At 71.9% G+C, this 18,075-nt stretch carries 19 protein-coding genes; 3 read left to right on the top strand and 16 right to left on the bottom strand.

What is annotated here, in order from left to right; all coding sequences use genetic code 11:
• From IF29_RS0110630 to IF29_RS0110615, 4 genes are all read right to left on the bottom strand, one after another.
• Positions 1-1,464, bottom strand: a complete 1,464-nt coding sequence (locus IF29_RS0110630) for a glycoside hydrolase family 76 protein (protein ID WP_030252713.1) — start codon at positions 1,462-1,464, stop codon at positions 1-3.
• 138 nt (positions 1,465-1,602) lie between these two features.
• Positions 1,603-2,436 (bottom strand): aldo/keto reductase, encoded by an 834-nt coding sequence (locus IF29_RS0110625; RefSeq protein ID WP_030252707.1) that lies wholly within the window; start codon positions 2,434-2,436, stop codon positions 1,603-1,605.
• A 200-nt stretch (positions 2,437-2,636) separates the two neighbouring features.
• A complete protein-coding gene (locus IF29_RS0110620) occupies positions 2,637-5,198 on the bottom strand; it encodes a glycosyl hydrolase (RefSeq protein ID WP_380522497.1) in 2,562 nt (853 codons plus the stop codon).
• Between the two features lie 246 nt (positions 5,199-5,444).
• Entirely contained in the window at positions 5,445-5,939 is a 495-nt protein-coding gene (locus IF29_RS0110615) for an Lrp/AsnC family transcriptional regulator (RefSeq protein ID WP_030252703.1), read from the bottom strand.
• Positions 5,940-6,044: 105 nt separating this feature from the next.
• Between IF29_RS0110615 and IF29_RS0110610 the strand changes: the two genes are divergently transcribed.
• Complete coding sequence (locus IF29_RS0110610) at positions 6,045-7,340, top strand: APC family permease (protein WP_063757470.1); 1,296 nt, start codon at positions 6,045-6,047, stop codon at positions 7,338-7,340.
• A gap of 13 nt (positions 7,341-7,353) precedes the next feature.
• Here the strand turns inward: IF29_RS0110610 and IF29_RS0110605 are convergent, their stop codons facing one another.
• From IF29_RS0110605 to IF29_RS0110575, 7 genes are all read right to left on the bottom strand, one after another.
• Positions 7,354-7,794, bottom strand: coding sequence for a (4Fe-4S)-binding protein (locus IF29_RS0110605; protein ID WP_030252700.1), 441 nt, complete (start codon positions 7,792-7,794; stop codon positions 7,354-7,356).
• A 60-nt stretch (positions 7,795-7,854) separates the two neighbouring features.
• A complete protein-coding gene (locus IF29_RS0110600; protein WP_030252698.1) occupies positions 7,855-8,538 on the bottom strand; it encodes a class I SAM-dependent methyltransferase in 684 nt (227 codons plus the stop codon).
• Between the two features lie 66 nt (positions 8,539-8,604).
• Complete coding sequence (locus tag IF29_RS0110595; protein ID WP_051725152.1) at positions 8,605-9,234, bottom strand: DUF3887 domain-containing protein; 630 nt, start codon at positions 9,232-9,234, stop codon at positions 8,605-8,607.
• A gap of 72 nt (positions 9,235-9,306) precedes the next feature.
• Positions 9,307-9,906, bottom strand: a complete 600-nt coding sequence (locus IF29_RS0110590; RefSeq protein ID WP_232242095.1) for a DedA family protein — start codon at positions 9,904-9,906, stop codon at positions 9,307-9,309.
• Positions 9,907-10,040: 134 nt separating this feature from the next.
• Complete coding sequence (locus IF29_RS0110585) at positions 10,041-11,030, bottom strand: aldo/keto reductase (RefSeq protein ID WP_030252694.1); 990 nt, start codon at positions 11,028-11,030, stop codon at positions 10,041-10,043.
• Between the two features lie 26 nt (positions 11,031-11,056).
• Positions 11,057-11,461, bottom strand: coding sequence for a (R)-mandelonitrile lyase (locus tag IF29_RS0110580; protein ID WP_030252692.1), 405 nt, complete (start codon positions 11,459-11,461; stop codon positions 11,057-11,059).
• A 51-nt stretch (positions 11,462-11,512) separates the two neighbouring features.
• Positions 11,513-11,836, bottom strand: a complete 324-nt coding sequence (locus tag IF29_RS0110575) for a carboxymuconolactone decarboxylase family protein (RefSeq protein WP_030252691.1) — start codon at positions 11,834-11,836, stop codon at positions 11,513-11,515.
• Between the two features lie 189 nt (positions 11,837-12,025).
• Between IF29_RS0110575 and IF29_RS0110570 the strand changes: the two genes are divergently transcribed.
• A complete protein-coding gene (locus tag IF29_RS0110570) occupies positions 12,026-12,913 on the top strand; it encodes a helix-turn-helix transcriptional regulator (RefSeq protein ID WP_030252689.1) in 888 nt (295 codons plus the stop codon).
• Positions 12,914-12,923: 10 nt separating this feature from the next.
• On the opposite strand, the gene IF29_RS0110565 is transcribed toward IF29_RS0110570, so the two are convergent.
• The gene (locus IF29_RS0110565) at positions 12,924-14,018 is read right to left on the bottom strand and encodes a hypothetical protein (protein ID WP_030252687.1); all 1,095 of its coding nucleotides are present in this window, start codon (positions 14,016-14,018) and stop codon (positions 12,924-12,926) included.
• A 128-nt stretch (positions 14,019-14,146) separates the two neighbouring features.
• Between IF29_RS0110565 and IF29_RS0110560 the strand changes: the two genes are divergently transcribed.
• Complete coding sequence (locus IF29_RS0110560) at positions 14,147-14,740, top strand: maltokinase N-terminal cap-like domain-containing protein (protein ID WP_030252685.1); 594 nt, start codon at positions 14,147-14,149, stop codon at positions 14,738-14,740.
• 21 nt (positions 14,741-14,761) lie between these two features.
• On the opposite strand, the gene IF29_RS0110555 is transcribed toward IF29_RS0110560, so the two are convergent.
• From IF29_RS0110555 to IF29_RS0110540, 4 genes are all read right to left on the bottom strand, one after another.
• Positions 14,762-15,793, bottom strand: coding sequence for an acyl-CoA desaturase (locus IF29_RS0110555; protein WP_084713893.1), 1,032 nt, complete (start codon positions 15,791-15,793; stop codon positions 14,762-14,764).
• A gap of 202 nt (positions 15,794-15,995) precedes the next feature.
• Entirely contained in the window at positions 15,996-16,745 is a 750-nt protein-coding gene (locus tag IF29_RS0110550; protein ID WP_037594830.1) for a GAF and ANTAR domain-containing protein, read from the bottom strand.
• Between the two features lie 5 nt (positions 16,746-16,750).
• Positions 16,751-17,512: a GAF and ANTAR domain-containing protein gene (locus IF29_RS46800; RefSeq protein ID WP_030252682.1), complete on the bottom strand. Its 762-nt coding sequence runs from the start codon at positions 17,510-17,512 to the stop codon at positions 16,751-16,753.
• On the bottom strand, positions 17,509-17,874 hold the full coding sequence (locus IF29_RS0110540) for an STAS domain-containing protein (protein ID WP_063757469.1): 366 nt from the start codon (positions 17,872-17,874) through the stop codon (positions 17,509-17,511). Before IF29_RS0110540 ends, IF29_RS46800 begins: the two co-directional genes overlap by 4 nt.
• Positions 17,875-18,075: the final 201 nt, after the last annotated feature.

Raw genomic sequence — 18,075 nt, 5'->3', positions numbered from 1 at the left:
TCAGCCGGCCGCGTTCATCAGGTCGACGGCGCTCTGCTGGCGGGCGGCGTCGGTGCTGTCCAGCGGTCCGGACCAGTGCAGGCCGTAGGCGTCGAGCGGGTTGCGGTCGTCGGCGTAGGCGGTTGCCGCCTGGCGCTGCAGGTAGGCGGTGTAGGGGTGGTCGGACAGCTGGGCGTTGAAGGCGTTGAGCCCGCGCACGGCGGCGCCCTTGAAGGAGGGGCCGTCGCCGCCGCAGTCGCCGCTCTCGCAGGGGTCGCGCAGGATCCCGCCGGAGTTCAGCGACGCGGTCGTGGTCATCGCGTCGCCAAGCTGCCGGCCCCGGGTGAGCAGCGTCGAGTCGCCGGTGGCCCGGTACAGCTCGGCCAGGCCGCCGAGCAGCACGCCCTGGTTGTAGGACCAGACGGCCTGGCCGTTGTTGGCGCAGCTGGAGGTGGTCAGGCCGTCGTTCACCAGGTCGGAGCCGTTGATCATGCCGCTGGCGGAGAACCAGGACCACTCCGCGCTGGCCCGGCCGAGGTAGGCGGTGTCACCGGCGATGCGGTTGTGCAGTGCGGCGTTCAGCTCCAGGTAGAGCGAGTTGGCGATGGCGTTCTTGTAGGTCTTCGCGGTGCTCCACCACACGCCGCCGCCGCAGACCGAGTCCCAGTACTGCGCCATGTGGTCGGCGTCGGCGCGGGCGGTGTTCAGGTACCTGCTGTCGCCGGTCAGGTCGTAGGCGTCCACCCAGGCCAGGCCCCACCAGCCGGTGTCGTCGATGTAGTCGTTGGTGAAGTTGCCGCCCTGGGCCGACAGTTCGAGGTTGTAGGTGTCGGCGATGGCGTACCGGTAGCTGGGCATGCCGGTGACCCGGATGTTGTCGATGACGGCGGTCAGCGCATTGGCCGAGTTCCACCAGCCGGTGGTGTCGAACAGGCCGGTGCCGAGGTCGTAGGACTGCATCAGCGCGGTCACCGCCGCGGTCGGGCGGCTGTAGGCGTTCCAGGTGGTGCGGGCCCAGGGGGTGCAGGCGATCTCGGCGCGGTCGCCGGCCTTGCCGCAGGCCCGCAGCGCGCCGACGCCGAGGTTGTTCCAGTCGTCGACGTTGTACATCAGGGTGCGCCAGCCGCCGGCGCCGGAGGGGACCGTGGTGTCGCCCAGCTTGCTGCCCGCGCTCCAGGTGCGGCCGCCGTCGAAGGAGCGGTCCAACCACACCTCGTCGCCCGGGTTCCCGTTGCCGATCGAGGCCCAGCCCATGGCGTCGGTGTCGTCGAAGTGCAGCACGATGTTCCGGCCGTAGATGGCGGCGGACACCGGCTGCCGGTCCTGTGGGGACAGCGCGGGGTCCCGGGCGTCGCAGTACTTGTTGCAGATGGCGGTCCGGGCCGTGGCCGCGACCGCGGCACCCCCGGAGGTCGACACCGACAGGACCAGGGCCGCGACCACGGCGGCCCAGGTGATGACCGTTCTGGATGCTGTTGACCGCATGTCAGCTCCGCGCTCGCGGGATTCCGGGGGTCCGGTTGCCCCTTGGGACCACACTCCATCAAGGTTGTGTACGCGTCAATGGTCTGGACCACCTTGAGTGGTCGGAGTGCGGTCTGCGGGGGCGACGCCCGAGCCGGATCAGGGGATCCAGTTGAAGGTGTCCGGGTCAGGGCCGGTGCGCTCGTCGCGGTTCAGGCCGGAGACGGCGGCCATGTCGTCCGGGGTGAGTTCGAAGTCGAAGAGGGCGAAGTTCTCCTCGACCCGGGAGCGGGTGACCGACTTGGGGAACACGATGTCGCCGCGCTGCAGGTGCCAGCGCAGGGTGACCTGGGCCGGGGTGCGCCCCAGCCGCTGGGCGATCCGGGTGATGACCGGGTCGTCCAGGACCTTTCCCTGGGCGATGGGGGACCAGGCCTCGGTGGCGATCCCGTGCTCGGTGTCGAAGGCTCGCACCGCGTCCTGGGTCAGGTAGGGGTGCACCTCCACCTGGTTGACCGCGGGGACGACCTCGGTCTCGTCCAGGAGCCGGCGCAGGTGGTGCGGCTGGAAGTTGGAGACGCCGACCGCCTTGGCCCGGCCGGAGCGGTAGATCTCCTCCATGGCCCGCCAGGTCTCCACGAAGTCGCCGACAGCGGGCAGCGGCCAGTGGATCAGGAAGAGGTCCAGGTAGTCGAAGCCGAGGTCGTCCAGGCTCCGGTCGAAGGCCTTGAGCGCGTCGTCGTGGGCGTGGAAGCCGTTGTTCAGCTTGCTGGTGACGAAGACGTCGGCCCTCGGCAGCCCGGAGTCGCGCACGGCCCGGCCCACCTCCTTCTCGTTGCCGTACATCTGCGCCGTGTCGATGTGGCGGTAGCCGACCTCCAGGGCCGCCAGGGTGGCGGCCACGGTGTCGGCGGGCTTGATCTGGTACACGCCGAAACCCAGCTGGGGGATGGTGGTCCCGTTGTTCAGGGCGACGGTGGGGACTGCGTTCACGTTCATTCCTCTCGGCTGCCCGCGCTGCGGGGGGAGCATGCCGGCCGGAGCACAACCGTGCAGCTCAGGTCACTGGTCCAGGCTGGCACGAGCGGGCCGCCGGTGCTCGCCGGGCATGCCGCTGCCCGGACCCTCGGGGGTCCGGGCAGCGGATGACCGCGGGCGGGCCGTCGGTCGGTGCAGGCGATCAGTGCAGGCGATCAGTGCAGGCGGTTCAGGCTGATCGCGTAGATGCCGCGGCCGTGGGTGGCGGCGTAGAGCCGGTTGTCGGGTCCGACGACGACCTGGGTGACGGCGACGGCGGGCAGCTGGCCGATGACCTTCCAGGTCGTCCGGCCCGGAGCCCGGTAGAGGGCGCCCAGGTCGGTGCCGAGGGCGATGCCGCCGCCGGGAGTGAGCGCGATGGAGTCGGCCGGGATGTCGGGCAGGTTGCTGGAGATGTCCTTCCAGGTCAGGCCGCCGTCACGGGACTCGTAGAGGTGGCCGACGCCGGCCCCCGGGCCCTCGTTCCAGGAGCGGGAGAAGCCGTTGACGGCCAGGTAGACGTGGTTGTTGTCGTTGGGGTCGACGGCCAGGCTGGACAGGTAGCGGTTGGGGACGCTGCCGGTGGCGGGCAGGGTGATCTGCTGCCAGCCGGTGCCGTCGGCGTTGCCGACCGCGATGCCGCGGGTGAAGCCCTGGCTGTTGCAGGGGCCGCACCAGGCGGCGTAGATCTTGCCGCCGGAGGCGGCCACCGCGGTGGCGACATGTCCGGCCCCGAGGTCGAAGACCCCGGTCCAGGCGCTGGAGGAGTGGATGGCGAAGCCCTGGGTCTGCACCCACACGTTCTCGCCGCCGGCCACCCAGGTGCTGGGGGTCTTCAGGTCCGAGGTGAAGGGCGCGATGAAGCGGGCGTTGCTGGTGGCGTTGTCCGGCGGGGGCACGTTGTAGGTGGTGGGCGCACCCAGGCCGTTGTTGGCGGCGCAGTTCTGGGTGACGTTGATCTCCAGGTAGACGTACTCCTGGGCGATGTTGCAGCCGTTGGCCGGGTCGTTCAGGGTCATCCCGCCGTCGCCGCCGAAGTTGGAGCCCATCACCGTGTCGTTGCTGCGCAGGATGGACTGGCCGTTGTCCTGCAGGCCGCCGGTGACCGAGACCCCGCCGTTGGCGAGGTCCTTGCCCACGCCGACGGAGTAGTACTGCAGGGTGTCGATGGTGCCGTCGTTCAGCGAGGTCCAGTCGGTGGCGTGGCCGGAAGCGTCGGCCGCGCCGTCCAGCGGCCGCTTGTACATGCCGCCGTCGTTGCCCACGTAGAGCACGGACTTGCCGTGGTAGCTGCCCACCGCGACGGCGTGCTGGTCGGCGTGGGTGGTCTGGGAGCAGTCGCCGGTCTGCTTGGTCGGGTCGATGCTCCAGCAGGGGAAGTAGAAGTTCCAGTAGGGGCCCGGCGTGGTCCAGGTGGCGCCGCCGTCCTTGGTCTCGAAGACCTCCTCCAGGCCGGCGAAGACGTGGTTCGGGTCGTTCGGGTCGACCTGCAGGAACTGGTCGTACCAGCCCTGGGCGCCGGGGTCGGTCAGGGCCGAGCCGGAGGCGGCCAGCTGGTCGGAGGTGGCGATCCGGGTCCAGGGGCCGAACGGTGAGCCGGACTTGGAGACGAAGATTCCCGCCAGCGCGTCGGTGCCGGCGTTGAGTCCGGCCGGGGACTGGTCGATGGCGTAGTAGCGCGAGCCGTCCGCGGAGCGGGCGAAGGTGACGCTGCCGATGTCGGCGGCGTCCGCGGGCAGGTCACCCAGCGAGGTGAGCTTCTGCCACTGCCCGCCGACCTCGGTGTAGAAGCCGTTGTAGGTGTCACCGGAGCGCCAGCCCGCGGCGACCACCACCCGCCCGGGGTGCCTGGGGTCGAAGGCGATGTCACTGACGATGTTCTTGTAGGCGGACGAGGGGTCGTTCGCCAGGGAACCGCCGGGCATGTAGGCGGGGTTGGGGGCGAACTCCAGCTTCCACGGGCCGTTCAGGTGCACGGTGGAGTGCGACCACAGGCCCTCGCTGGTCGCCGCCCACACGGTGGTGCCGCTGAAGCGCAGCTCGTGGATGCTGGTGCTCTGCAGCTCGGTGCCGCCGACCCGGTCCCGGGAGGTGAAGCTGCCGTGCTCGGGGTGGTCCAGGACGTAGACCCCGCTGCCCAGGTAGGCGTCGGCGTTGGTGGTGGCCTCACCGGTGCCCAGCCAGAGCCGGTCCTTGGAGTCCAGGGCCAGTGCCCCGGTGGACTGTGCGGGCAGGGCGTCGCTGATCGCGGTCCACTTGCCGCCGCCGGTGCTGGAGCGCCAGACCCCGCCGCCGGCCGAGCCGGCGTAGACGTGGCCGTCGTCGTCGGCGGCCAGTGCGGCCATCCGGCCGGTCACCAGCCCTGCACCGCCACTGGAGTTGGAGTCGTAGTCGCGGTAGCGCGGGTCGTCGGAGTTGTAGGGGAGGTTGGTGACGTTCTGCCAGCTACCGCCGGTGGTCGGCAGTTTCTGCAGGGCGTTCCAGGCCGCTCCGTAGGCGCCGGGCGCGACCACGCCGGGAGAGGTCCGCGCCTCGGACCACTGGGCGGCGCCCTCGGATATCTCGTCGGCCTCCTCGCTGCCGTCGTCCGCGGGGGCCGCACTGGCGGTCGCTGCGGCGGTCGCGGCGGCGGGGGTGCGGGCGGCGTGCTTCTGGGCGTAGGCCTTGGCCGCCCCGGGGGCGAAGATGCTCGCTGCGCCGGTGCCCCCCGACGACGCCTGGGCGGGTATCGCGGCCATCAGTCCGGCGATGGCGAAGGCCCCGATTGCGAGTCCTCGCCGCCTGCGATGCGCTGTGGTCAACAGGTCCTCCCCGAGTGGTCGGTGTCACTGGTTCGTACTGCTGCGCTTGTGTGCAGGGTGACTTGACCACACTCGGGGTGGTGGCAGACATACTTGTGAACCACCTTTGCCAAATCGTTGTCATGCGCTTGGCGGTGGAACGGATGTGACTCGGGGTCAGCGGATCGGCAGGGGCGGCGCGGATCAGTGCCGGTTGCCGCGGGCCAGGTGGTCCAGGGGGAGCGGGCCGCGGCTGAGCACGGTGCGGATGGCGAAGGTGCTGCGGGCGTCGGTGACCGGTTCGATGGCCAGGATGTGGTCCAGCAGCAGGCGCTCGTAGGCGGCCAGGTCCGGCACCGCCGCCTCGACCAGGAAGTCCGCCTCGCCGGAGACCACATGGCAGGCGACGACGGCGGGGATGGCGACCAGGGCCTCCTCGATCTGCCGGGAGGTCTCCCGCGAGTGCTGGGCCACCTTCAGGGCGATGAACACCGTCAGCCCCAGACCCGCGCGGTCGCGGTCGAGTTCGGCGCGGTAGCCGCCGATCAGCCCGCCGGCCTCCAGGGCCTTGGTCCGGCGCAGGCAGGAGGAGGGCGAGAGGGACACCGCCTCGGCGAGGTCCACATTGGCGATCCGGCCGTCGCGCTGCAAGCGGTCGAGGATGGCGAGATCGGTCCTGTCCAGGCGGTCGTCCGGCATAAAAGTCAGCATAGGGCCTGAATGCTCGAATATTGAGCCGTCAGGAAGGTTCCCGGCGCGGGAATTTGCCATCGCGTGCCGGGCCTTTCGGAGCATGCTTCTCGCATGACGAAGACATCGGATCTGTCCACCGTTCGGGGCGCCGCCCTCTACATCGGCGCGCTGCTGGGCCCCAGCGTCCTGCTGCTGCCAGGGCTCGCCGCCGACCTCGCCGGACCCGCTTCGATCATCGCCTGGATCGGGCTGCTGGCCCTCTCGGCCCTGCTGGCCCGGGTGTTCACGGCACTGGGCACGCTCCTGCCCAGGAGCGGCGGCGTGGCCGCCTACGCCGAAGCCGGGCTCGGGCCCCGCGCCGGACGGGCGGTCGGCTGGTCCTTCCTGGTCGGGGCGGTCTGCGGGGCGCCGGTGGTCTGCCTGATCGGCGGCAGCTACGTTGCGGCCCCCTTCGGCGGCGGGCGGGCGATGAGCGAGACCGCGGCCGCCGCGCTGCTGGCCGTCGTGATCGCGCTGACCCTGGGCGGCGCCCGGGCCACCACCACCGTGCAACTGCTGCTGGTGGCCCTGCTGGTGGTGATGATCGCGGTGGCGGTCATCGGCTCCGCGCCCTCCGCGCACACGTCCAACTGGACGCCGTTCGCGCCGCACGGCTGGTCCTCGCTGGGCAGCGCGGCCTCGGTGCTGATGCTCTCCTTCGTCGGCTGGGAGGCGATCGCCCCGCTGGTCTCCCGGCTCGGCAACCCCTCGCGGCAGCTGCCGCGGATCATCCTGTCCGCCTTCGCCGTGACCGCGGTGGTCTACCTCGCGCTGGCGTTCGCGACGGTCGGGGTGCTCGGCGGCCGGGCCGGCAGCGCGGTACCGCTGGCCGATCTGCTGCGCGTCGCGGTCGGTCCGGCCGGTCCGGTGATCGCGGCGGCCACGGCCGTGGTGCTCACCCTCGCCGCCACCAACGCCTACCTCTCCGGCGCCGCCGCCCTGGCCGCGGAACTGCGGGCGCACCGGCGCCCGGCCGGCGGACGCCCCTCGCGCGGGCTGCAGCTCGGCATCTTCGGCACCGGCGCGGTGCTGCTCGGCGGCTCGGCGAGCGGACTGGTCAGCACGGCGCAACTGGTGGCCCTGCCGACCACGCTGTTCCTCACCGTCTACCTGGGGTGCACCGCCGCGGCCACCCGAGTGCTGACCGGCGGCACCCGGCTGGCCGCCGCGGTGTCGTGCGTCGCCGTCGCGGTTGTCATGGCCTTCGCCGGCTGGTCGCTGATCGGCGCGGCCGTCGTGGTCGGCCTCGGCGCCTCGGCCCGGGTACGGCCCAGGGCCACCAGGCCCGCCGGGCAGGCATCAGTGCAGGTGCCAGCCCCGGCCGGAGCGGTGGCCGAGGAGGCCGGCGTCGACCATGTCCTGGACTAGCGGGCGGGGGCGGTCACTGCCCGCAGGCGCCGGAATGGTCGCAGTAGGGCTGGAGCCGGCTCTGCCCGCAGCCGCAGAGGACCGCCCTGGTCTCGGCGCGGGGACCGTCCGCCGTGTCCACCTGCAGCTCGCCGCGGACGGTCAGCTGCCCGGAGGGGCCGCGGCTGATCCGGGTGGGCCGGTCCGGGGTCTCCGCCGGACCGTCCGCCAACCGGTACTGCAGCGCGCCGGAGGGACAGCGCCGCACCACCTCGGCCACCCGCTCGGGCCCGGCCGCGTCCGGCTCGATCCACGGACGCCTGGCCGTGTCGAAGACCTCGGGCAGCCCCCGTACGCATTCGGCGGCGTGCAGGCAGCGATCGGCGGCGAAGGTCACCGTGACCGACCGCCCCTGGTACGCCTTCTTCTCCGAGCCACTCTTCTCCGAGCCACTCTTCTCCGAGCCACTGCTCATGACGGCCTCCCTCGCCGGACTTCCCCCAGTCTGGACGACCGCGACGAGTTCCGCCGGGTGTCAGCGCAGCCGGCGGGCGCGCAGCACCAGGTCCTCGGCGTGGTGCGCCCCGGCGCCGTGCTCGGGCGCCAGTCGCGGCCGCTGCTCGTCCAGCTCCACCGTCCAGTCCTCGTCGAACAGCGCGGCGACCATCGAGGGCCAGACGTAGTCGGCCGGGTCGAACCCGTCCTCGCGCACCTCCTGGGTCTCCATCCCGGCGTGGTGCACCAGCAGCAGCAGGCCGCCGGGCGCGACCGCCGCCAGCAGCGCACGCTCCGCCGCGGCGTCAGGGGTGCGCAGCAGGGCCGGGTACTGGGCGGAGACCAGGTCGAAGGAGGCCGGCGGCAGCTGCGCGCCCTCCAGGGTGGCGTGCACCCAGTGAACGGCGACGCCGGCGTCCCGCGCGTGCCCGGCCGCCCGCTCCAGCGCCACGGCCGAGACCTCGACCGCGGTCACCTCCCAGCCGGCCTCGGCCAGCCAGATCGCGTCGGCGCCCTCGCCGCAGCCGACGTCCAGCACCCGCCCGGGCGCGAGCCCGGCGACCTCGGTGACCAGCGCGCCGTTGGGCCGGCCGCTCCACAGCCGGTCCTGGGTGGCGTAGCGCTGGTCCCACTGCGCCTGCACCTCGGGGTCCACGACGGGGCCGGCTGCGGCGGACGGGGGAGCGTCGGGCGCGGGCGATCCCGCTGCGATGTCGTCAGTCATGGGGCCAACCTCGCCCATCGGCTCCCGGGCGCGCAAATCCCGTGCCTCAGCGAGCGGTGCGGACGCTCACGGTGCGTCGGGGACGAGGATGAAGAGTCCGGCGACCTTCTCGTCGGTGTCGAAGGCGACCCGCGCCTTCATGTCGCCGGCCTCGTAGCGCAGCGGGATGTCGACGACCGTGTGGTCGCCGATCCGGCGGACGAAGGGCTCGCCCTCGCCGAAGCCCTCGAACGCGCCGACGAGGCCGGTGACGGTGGCCAGGCCGTCGCCCCGGACCTCGTCGGTGAAGGCCTCCAGGACCTGCGCGTTGAAGGACGGCCGGGCGTCGTCCATCCGCCCCTCGAGGACGGCGGTGGTGATCGCGATGGCGCGTTCGGCGGCGTCGGCCATCCGCACTGTCTTGTCCATGGGTTCTCCCGTTCGGGGATCGATGGGCTTGCCGAACCGCTGGAAGGCGGCCTGGCGGGTGACTCCGAGCAGGTCCCCGAGCTCCTGCCAGGTGTGCCCGGCGTCCCGGCTCTGCTGCACGCACAGCTTGAGCACCTGTTCCGCCAGGTCGTCGACCTCCCGCGCGCGGTGCACCAGGTCCAGGTAGGCGGGTGACGCCAGCGGACTGCCCAGCGCCCGGGCCAGGGCCGAGGCCTGTTCGGCCATCAGCTTGCCGAGGGCGACGAGGGTCTGCGAAGAATCGACCATGTGTAAAGGATGCCTTTACGCCTCACTGGCGTCAAGGATCGGTTTACAGTGCGGACCCGCCGAGCGGCCGGCTCAGGTGGGCGGGTGGCGGCGCTGCAGCAGGACCGGGAGCATCGAGACCGCCACCACCACGGCGACCAGCGGCAGCAGGTAGTTCTCGATGCCGGGCACCGCCGCCCCCAGCCAGAAGCCCAGCAGCACCATGCTCTGGGTCCAGGCCAGGCCGCCGACGACCTGCCACAGGGTGAAGGTGCGCACCGGCACCTCCAGCATCCCGGCGACCGGTCCGAGCACGGTGCGCACCATGGGGACGAAGCGGCCGATGACGATGGCCTTGCGCCGCCCGTAGCGGGACAGCAGGTCCTCGCTGCGCGCCAGCACCGACTTCAGCCGGCGGCTGCCGATGCGTTCCAGTGCGGGTCTGCCGCCGTGGCGGCCCAGGTAGTAGCCGAGCTGGGTGCCGATGATCGAACCGGCCGCCGCCCCCAGCATGACCTGCCAGAGCGTCAGATGCGGTCCGTCGCCCACCCCGGTGGCGCAGAGCACCCCGGCCGGGAACAGCAGCGTGTCGCCCGGCACGAAGAAACCGATGACCAGCAGCCCCGCCTCGGCGAAGGTCACCACCACGACGGCCAGTGCCCCGTAGGACGACAGCAGTGAGGACCCGCTCATGGGGTCAACCGCGAGCAGAGCCGCGCTCACGGCAGGGTTCCCATCACCCGACAACGTTAACAACAGATTGGATCTCGTGGTGGGCCTGCTGGAAGAGATCCACTGCCTTCGTCGTCGCTACGCCTTCCGATTGTTCACCTGCCGACGAGGCTCATGTGCTGGGGGTTGTAGCGGTCCCCGTGGATGCCGATACGGGTGGCGGCCTGGTCCAGGTCGGCCTTCTCGTCGGCGGACAGGGCGACAGCGGTGGCGGCGGCGTTCTCGTCCACACGGGAGATGCGGCGGGTGCCGGGGATGGGGACGATCCACGGCTGCTGGGCCAGCAGCCAGGCCAGGGCGATCTGGCCCGGGGTCGTGTCCTTGGTCCGGGCCAGGGCGGCGACGTGCTCGACCAGGGTCCGGTTGGCGGTGCGGTTGGCCTCGGTGAAGCGGGGGATGGTGGTGCGGATGTCGCCCGGGGTGAAGGCGGTGGTGGTGTCGACGGTGCCGGTGAGGAAGCCCTTGCCCAGCGGGCTGAAGGGCACGAATCCGATGCCCAGTTCGGCCAGGGTGGGCAGGACCTCGGGTTCGGGGTCGCGGGTCCACAGCGAGTACTCGCTCTGCACCGCGGTGACCGGGTGGACCGCGTGGGCCCGGCGGATCGTGGCCGCCCCCGCCTCCGAGAGGCCGAAGTGGCGGACCTTGCCGGCCTGGACCAGTTCGCCGACCGCGCCGGCCACGTCCTCGACGGGGACGTCGGGGTCGACGCGGTGCTGGTAGAACAGGTCGATCACGTCGGTGCGCAGCCGGCGCAGCGAGGCGTCGGCGACACGCTTGATCTGCTCGGGGCGGCTGTCGAGCATGCCGGTGGAGGCGCCGTTCTCGATGCGCCAGCCGAACTTGGTCGCCAGCACCACCTGCTCCCGGAGCGGGGCGAGGGCTTCGCCGACCAGTTCCTCGTTGGCGTGCGGTCCGTAGACCTCGGCGGTGTCGAAGAAGGTGACGCCGCGCTCGACCGCGCCGCGAAGGACGGCGATCATCTCGTTGCGGTCGCCAGGGTTGGGGCCGTAGCTCTGGGACATGCCCATGCAGCCCATGCCGATGGCCGAGACCTCAAGGCCCTGGCCGAGAGTGCGCGTGTGCACGAGTGGACTCCTGTGGTGGGTGGGGGTCAGGCGGTACGGGTGCTGCGGCGCGGGCCGGCGTACTCGGCGTCGGTCACGTGGGCGAGCCAGTCGACCTCGTCGGTCTCCCACAGCGCCAGGTGGACCATGAAGCGGTCGGGAGCGGCGCCGTGCCAGTGCTCCTCGCCCGGCGGGGTCCACACCACATCGCCGGGGTGGGCTTCCAATACCTCCCCGCCACGGGACTGGATCAGGGCGATGCCCTCGACGATGTACAGGGTCTGGCCCAGGCCGTGGGAGTGCCAGGCCGTCCGTGCACCGGGTGCGAAGCGCACCGCATTGGCCCGTGCCCGGGAGGGTTCCTCGCCGCGGTAGATCACGTCGGCCCAGGCGTCGCCGGTGAACATCGTCTCGGGCAGCTTCAGCGTCGGCTGCCTGGTCAAAAGCTTCATGCTGGTCTTCTCCTCGTACGGGTGCATGGGGGTGCGTCGGGGTGCGGTGGCTCAGGAGCCGGCGCGGTCCTCGGTGATCTTCTTCAGCTGGGTGATCGCACTCATCGCGGTGGGCCATCCGGAGTAGAACGCCAGGTGCGTGACGGCCTCCGACAGCTCCTCCGGGCTCAGCCCGTTGTCCAGGGCCAGGGCCAGGTGGTAGCCCAGCTGCTCGCCCCGGTACAGCGCGACCAGCGCACTGACGGTGACCAGGCTCCGGTCACGCGGCGAGAGCCCGGGGCGCTGCCAGACGTCGTCGAACAGCACCTCGTTGCTGACCTCGACCAGCTTGGGCGCGATCGCCGCCAGCTCCTGCGGGGCGGACATCTTCGGCATGGGGTGACTCCTCGATGGAACGGCATGGTTCGGTCAGGACTACGGTGCGGCCCCCGCTGCCACGCCGCCTGGGGACGAAGGCGCTCCGGTATCGAGGAAACCCCAGATCAAGGGGGTGGGGGAGGGCCTGGTTTTACAGGTACTGACAGGACCCCCCACATGCCTGTGGTCCGTCCTAGCCTGGAAGACGTGAGTACCGAGAGCGACATCCGCGAGTTCCTGGCCTCCCGTCGGGCCAAGGTCACCCCGCAGCAGGCCGGGCTGCCGGCCTACGGCGGCAACCGGCGCGTGCCGGGCCTTCGCCGCGAGGAGGTCGCCCTGCTCGCGGGCGTGAGCATCGACTACTACATCCGCTTGGAACGCGGCCACATCGCCGGAGCCTCGGAGCAGGTCCTGGACGCCGTCGCCGGCGCCCTCCAACTCGACGAGGCGGAGCGCGAGCACCTGCACGACCTGGCCCGCGCCGCCGCCAAGCGCCCCGCCCGGCGCACCCGCCGCACCCGCGGCCCACTGCCGGACAGCGTCCTGCGCGTGCTGCACTCCATGACCGATTCCCCGGCCTTCATCCGCAACGGGCGCCTGGACATCCTGGCCACCAACACCCTGGGCCGCGCTCTTTACGCGCCCCTGTTCACCGACGCCGCCGCGCAGACCACCAACGTGGCCCGCGCCCAGTTCCTCACCCCTGCCGGCCGCGACTTCTTCCCGCAGTGGGAGATCTCGGTCAACACCACCGTCGCCCTGCTGCGCACCGAGGCCGGACGCGCCCCCCACGACACCGAGCTGACCGGACTGATCGGCGAGCTGGTCACCCGCAGCGAGGAGTTCCGCTCAGCCTGGGCCAAGCACAATGTGCGCCTGCACCACACCGGCCGCAAGTCCTTCCACCACCCCGCGGTCGGCGACATCACCCTCGACTTCGACGCCATGGAACTCCCCGCCCAACCCGGCCTGACCCTCACCGCCTACAGCGCTGCACCCGGCACCCCCGACCACGACGCGCTCACGCTGCTCGCCACCTGGGCCGCCACCGAGACGGCCCCGACCACCAGGGTCTCCACCACCAGGGAGTCGTGAGAGGGACCGGTCAGCCCCGTCCCGCTTCGGCGGCGCGCAGCTCCGCCACCGGACCGCGGTGCGGGAACAGGGAGTTGAGCAGGGTGCGGAAGGCCTGGGCGTCGCCGGCGATCCGGTAGGCGGCGAAGGGGACGCCGACCGCCTCGGCGAGATCGGCGCAGGGGCCGAAGCTGCGCTGGTTGGTGTGCAGCACCAGGAAGCGGTAGCCCTTGTCGTCCAGCAGGACCAGCAGGCTCGACGGACCCAGCCGTGCGCCGGTGTGGAGCAGCCACACCATCTCGGCCACCGGCCGCACCCCCCGGTCGACGCTGCCCTTCAGGGCGGGCCTGCCTGCGACCGGGACCATGTGGGTGTGCCCCTGGGCATCGCTCCAGGCGAGCCGGGTGCCGTCCCAGTGCAGCACCGGCGGGGAAGCCCGCAGGCGGCGGCCGCGGGCGGAGTACGAAGTGCCTGCGAGCTGTGCGGGCACCGACTGCGGCTCGGGGGAGGGCGGGCCGCCGTGCGACTGGTAGCTGGCGCGGGTGCGTCCGAAGGCGCCCTGGTCCGCGAAGACCGTCGGCGGTATCGCCGCCCGGGTGGAGTGACGAGCCGTCACCTTGGCCGCGTCCTCGGCCAGTCGGGCGAGCTTGACGCCGCGTCGCAGTTCCTGCGGCCACAGCATCCAGACCAGCGGTTCAAGCAGTCTCGCCGCGACGGCGAGCCACACCAGCACCCAGGCGGCGGTGGACCAGCCGCGGGCGGCGGGACCGTCGCCCTTCCAGGTGCACCAGCGGTCGGCGGCGAGCGCCAGGGAGCCGGCCAGCAGCAGCACGGTGAACGCCCGCCAGGCGACCTTCCGGTGCAGCAGCCGGAACCGGAGCATCTCCGCGGTCCCCTCCTCGGGCGCCCGCCAGACCCTCAGGGTCGCGGCGAGGACGAAGAAGAACAGCGCGGCGTCGTGCCACAGCTTGGCGACATGGCTGCTGTCGGCGGTGCCGGTGTCATGGGTGACCAGGACGATCCCCGGCACCGCGACCAGCAACTGCAGTGCCCACCACCGGTAGCGGCGCAGAAACCGCAGCCGACGGCCCAGGCTCGTGGTGGCCAGAGTCCAGGCTGTGCTCATGACGCCCCCCTGCCGTCCCCGCCGAGTTCGCCCTGCTCGCGGACCTGAGAAGGCTACCCGACCGAACGGGTGGGCCGAACGGCAGTTGATAGCCTCGCAAGCCAGCCGCCGTGCGCGAAGGAGTCCCGATGGCCGTCGTCCACAACACCACGATGACCCCCACCAAGCTCGAACTGCTCACCGAGTGGCTGCCGCGGCAGCGGTGGTACCTCGGCTCGGGACGGGCACCGGAGCTGGTGAAGGCCGGCGGGTTCCGGCTGGACGATCCCGAGGGGGAGGTGGGGATCGAGTTCATGGTGGTGGTCGACACCGCCGGTTCCGACCCGGTGGCGTACCAGGTGCCGATGGCCTACCGGGGTGCGCCGCTGGACGGGCCCGAGGCGGAGGCGGCGCTCATCGGCACCTCCGAACACGGCGTGCTGGGCACCCGCTGGCTCTACGACGGTGCCCAGGACCCGGTCGTGACAGCGCAGTTGGCCGCCCTCCTGCGCGGCACGGCGGTGCCGCAGCGCCAGCACGAGAGCGCCACCCCGGACCCGACCGTCACCGTTGCTCCGTCCCCGGCTGCTGCCGGCTCCAACTGCGGGATCGTCCGCGTCCTGCGACCGTTGGACAACCCGGACGAGGTCGATGCGGACCACCTGCTCCCGGGCCGGGTGGTTGCAGGCTGGACCTGGCCGGACGGCACCACCGCCCGCGGCCTCCTCGCCACGACGGGATGACCCGTCTCCCGTCGCGGTCGTTCAGGCGGGGAGGCGGCGGTTGGCGAGGCGGGTGGTGTCGGGCCAGTGCACGTCCTTGGCCCAGCCCGCGCGTTCCAGCAGGCGGATCACTCCGGCGCTGGGGTCGATCTGTCGGCGGTCAACCCCGTGGCGGGCGCAGGTGGGTTCGGCGTGGTGCAGGTTGTGCCAGCTCTCGCCGAAGGACAGCAGCGCGAGGGGCCACAGGTTGGTGGCGCGGTCGTACCGGCGGGTGCGGAACGGACGGTCGCCGATCATGTGGCACAACGAGTTGACGCTCCAGGTCACATGCTGCAGCAGCGCCACCCGCACCAGACCCGCCCACAGCAGCGCGGTCAGCGCACCGTGCAGGGTGCCGCCGACTGCCCAGCCCAGGGCGAACGGCAGGGCCAGCGAGAGCACGCACAGCACCGGGAACAGGCCGGAGACGACCCGCATCGACCGGTCGGCGACCAGGTCCGGGGCGTAGCGGTCGGCCGGTGTGGCGTCGCCGGTGAACAGCCAGCCGACGTGGGCGTGCGCCAGCCCCTTCAGTTCGCCGAACAGGCTGGTGCCGTAGCGGAACGGTGAGTGGGGGTCGCCGGGCCGGTCGGTGAAGGCGTGGTGCCGGCGGTGGGTCGCCACCCAGCCGATCACGTCGCCCTGGAAGCTCATCGACCCGGCCACCGCGAGCACGACGCGCAGGCTGGGGGTGGGGGTGAAGCTGCCGTGCGTCAGGCAGCGGTGGAAGCCCACGGTCACCCCGAGACCGGTGAGGGTGTACAGGGCCAGGGCGAGGACCAGGTCGGTGGGGCCGATCAGGCTGCCCCACAGCACCCAGGCCGCCAGGACCACGGCTATCAGCGGGAAGGCCACGATCAGGCCGGTCAGCGCGACCTGCCACTGCGGCGGACGCTTCTGCTCGGGCGACGGGACGGTCCCGAAGGGTGCATGCCCGTCGTAGGGGACCGGTTCCCGTGCCGGCGCGGGAAGGGTGGTGACGGTGTCAGGGGGACCTGTTCGCGGTGCGGTCGGGATCAGGCTGTCGGCGGACATCTGGAACTCCTCGGCTGTTGCCAGTGGCGCAGCCGGGTCCGGGGCAGCGGGGACGTGACCGTCACAGCGGTCAGGTGGTACTTACGACACTACATCGCGGTTCCCGGCCTCGGAGGGCGTTCACGTCCGGACCGTTCACCAGCGCTCCTTCCCGTTTCGCGGGTGCCCATGCCGACCGCTCCCGGCCCGTCGTCGCGGCGGGTCAGCGGCGTCGGCCGGGCTTTCGCGGCTGGCGGATGCGGGCGGTGTCGAACTCGCCGTCGGCGATGAGCCTGGCCAGTCGGGAGAGCTGGTGGTGGTTGGAGCGGGCGTAGGAGCGGAAGGCGACGAAGGCCTCGTCCGGGCTGACCTGCCAGCGTTCGGCGAGGATGCCTTTGACCTGCTCCAGGACGATGCGACTGGTGAGTGCCTGCTGGAGCTGGCCACGCTCGACCTCGCTGTGGGCCAGCGTGCGCTGCTGCAGGATGGCGATGGTGGCCACGTCCGCCAGCGCCTGGCCCAAGGCGATGTCCGCGTCGCCGAGCGCGGTGGCATCGGTCTGGAACAGGCCCACGGAGCCGATGACCCTGCCGCGCAGCCGCAGCGGGAGCGCATTGGTGGACACGAAGCCGGAGCGCCGCGCGGCGGGGGTGAACTGCGGCCAGTTGCGGGCCGCGTCCGGGTCCGCGAGGTCGATGTTGGTCCGGGGCCGGCCGCTCCGGTAGCAGTCCACGCACGGCCCCTGGTCGTGCTGCAGGGAGAACAGTTCCAGCAGCCGGGTGTGCTCGTCCGAGGCCGCGAGTACCGTCAGCACGTCGTGCTGGTCGGCCAGCAGCACCCCGCAGGCGGCCACGTCCAGCAGTTCTACGCAGCGTCCGCACAGCCGCTGCAGGAAGTCGATCAGGTCGAAGTCCTCGGTCAGGGAATCGGCGACTTCCACGAAGACCTTGGTGAGCTGTTGTTCGCGGGTCATGGCGGTCAGTCCTTCTCTGGGACGGGCATCGGGGTGCCGTTGCCGTTGCCGTAGGTGTCGTCCAGGCGCAGTCGCCGCTCGACCACGTCCCGGGAGATGTCGGTGATGGATCGGCCGGTGCCGAACGCGTGTGCACGCAGCCGCAGCAGGGCCTGCGGCAGCGACAGATCGAGTTGGACGCTGACCATGCCGGTGGCCTGATGCGTCACAGCATGGTGCAACGCCTGCCGGGAATCCACCGGGACTGCCGTGCCCACGCCCGACACCCCGCCGCCCAGCCCCCCGCTGCCCAGCGCCCTGGCGGTCAGTGCATGCGCCAGCACCTGCGCGTCCTCGACCTGCTCGTCGGTGAGCGGACCCGGGGCCCGGCGCAGCGCCGTCAACACACCCACGGGTACCGCTCGGATCCCCATCGGGAAGCAGAACACGGCCCGGGTGGCCAGCCCCGGAGCCTCCCGGCTCAGCTCGGGCCAGCGCCGGCGCCACACCTGCGCCAGATCGGGGACGAGCACCCGCACACCCCCGCGCAGGGCTTCGGGCCCCGGGCCCTGGCCGAGGGTGAACTGGAGGTCCTCGAACCGGCGCGCCGCCTCGTCCGAGCACCACACCGGCTCGGCCGAGCCGTCCTCGGCCGTCAGGGACACCGTCAGCCCGTCCACGTCCAGGGCCCGCACGCCGAGGTCCGAGATGTCGGCGATGCTGCCGGAGCCCTCCCGGAGCTGGCTCTGGAGCAGCGTCAGCACCTGGGCCATGCGTTCACCGATCACCGGAGGTTCCGGCTCACCGGACGGGTCGGCGACGGCATGTGTGGGTCCCCGTCGGGCAGCAGGGTGCTGAGGGTGCCGGTGAGGACGAGCAGCCGCAGCATCCCGGGAGTCGGGTGCTCCAACCGTAGGGAGCCGCTGCGTTCCTTGGAGGCCCGGGCAGCGGCGAGGAGGGCCTCCACACCGCTCACATCGCAGAACGTGACACCCGCCAGGTCGATGCTGAGGGTGCTCACCCCCGAGTCCAGACACTGCGCCACGATGACGTCCAGCACCGCGGCCGAGTCCAGATCCAGCTCCCCGACCAGTCGGATCCAGGTACCGCGCTCGCCGTCGCGGCGTCGCACGCTGAACCGGGGAGGCATCTGCCCAGCAGCCCGTGCCGGGGGCACGGCCGCCGCGGTCGTGGGCGTTGCACCTGTCCGCCTGTTGCTGCGCATCCGGGACTCCTCCGCCGATCGTCAATGACGCGGCCGGGGTCGGGGGCAGCGGGAACACGGTGCCGTCGGCGGAATCGCAGCTCGGCCGAGGGCGGTGCCTAGAAGGGTGCTCCCCTCACCATAGTC

It is taken from the genome of Streptacidiphilus jeojiense (genome assembly GCF_000719095.1).
In the GTDB taxonomy this organism is placed as follows: domain Bacteria; phylum Actinomycetota; class Actinomycetes; order Streptomycetales; family Streptomycetaceae; genus Streptacidiphilus; species Streptacidiphilus jeojiensis.
This window is presented reverse-complemented; position numbering and strand designations above follow the sequence as displayed.

Bases quoted from the DNA above. Each gene is read 5' to 3' on its own strand.
- IF29_RS0110630 (WP_030252713.1), bottom strand. From the start codon at position 1,464: ATGCGGTCAACAGCATCCAGAACGGTCATCACCTGGGCCGCCGTGGTC.
- IF29_RS0110620 (WP_380522497.1), bottom strand. From the start codon at position 5,198: ATGGCCGCGATACCCGCCCAGGCGTCGTCGGGGGGCACCGGCGCAGCG.
- IF29_RS0110615 (WP_030252703.1), bottom strand. From the start codon at position 5,939: ATGCCGGACGACCGCCTGGACAGGACCGATCTCGCCATCCTCGACCGC.
- IF29_RS0110610 (WP_063757470.1), top strand. From the start codon at position 6,045: ATGACGAAGACATCGGATCTGTCCACCGTTCGGGGCGCCGCCCTCTAC.
- IF29_RS0110605 (WP_030252700.1), bottom strand. From the start codon at position 7,794: ATGAGCAGTGGCTCGGAGAAGAGTGGCTCGGAGAAGAGTGGCTCGGAG.
- IF29_RS0110600 (WP_030252698.1), bottom strand. From the start codon at position 8,538: ATGACTGACGACATCGCAGCGGGATCGCCCGCGCCCGACGCTCCCCCG.
- IF29_RS0110595 (WP_051725152.1), bottom strand. From the start codon at position 9,234: ATGGTCGATTCTTCGCAGACCCTCGTCGCCCTCGGCAAGCTGATGGCC.
- IF29_RS0110590 (WP_232242095.1), bottom strand. From the start codon at position 9,906: ATGAGCGGGTCCTCACTGCTGTCGTCCTACGGGGCACTGGCCGTCGTG.
- IF29_RS0110580 (WP_030252692.1), bottom strand. From the start codon at position 11,461: ATGAAGCTTTTGACCAGGCAGCCGACGCTGAAGCTGCCCGAGACGATG.
- IF29_RS0110575 (WP_030252691.1), bottom strand. From the start codon at position 11,836: ATGCCGAAGATGTCCGCCCCGCAGGAGCTGGCGGCGATCGCGCCCAAG.
- IF29_RS0110565 (WP_030252687.1), bottom strand. From the start codon at position 14,018: ATGAGCACAGCCTGGACTCTGGCCACCACGAGCCTGGGCCGTCGGCTG.
- IF29_RS0110560 (WP_030252685.1), top strand. From the start codon at position 14,147: ATGGCCGTCGTCCACAACACCACGATGACCCCCACCAAGCTCGAACTG.
- IF29_RS0110555 (WP_084713893.1), bottom strand. From the start codon at position 15,793: ATGTCCGCCGACAGCCTGATCCCGACCGCACCGCGAACAGGTCCCCCT.
- IF29_RS0110550 (WP_037594830.1), bottom strand. From the start codon at position 16,745: ATGACCCGCGAACAACAGCTCACCAAGGTCTTCGTGGAAGTCGCCGAT.
- IF29_RS0110540 (WP_063757469.1), bottom strand. From the start codon at position 17,874: ATGCCTCCCCGGTTCAGCGTGCGACGCCGCGACGGCGAGCGCGGTACC.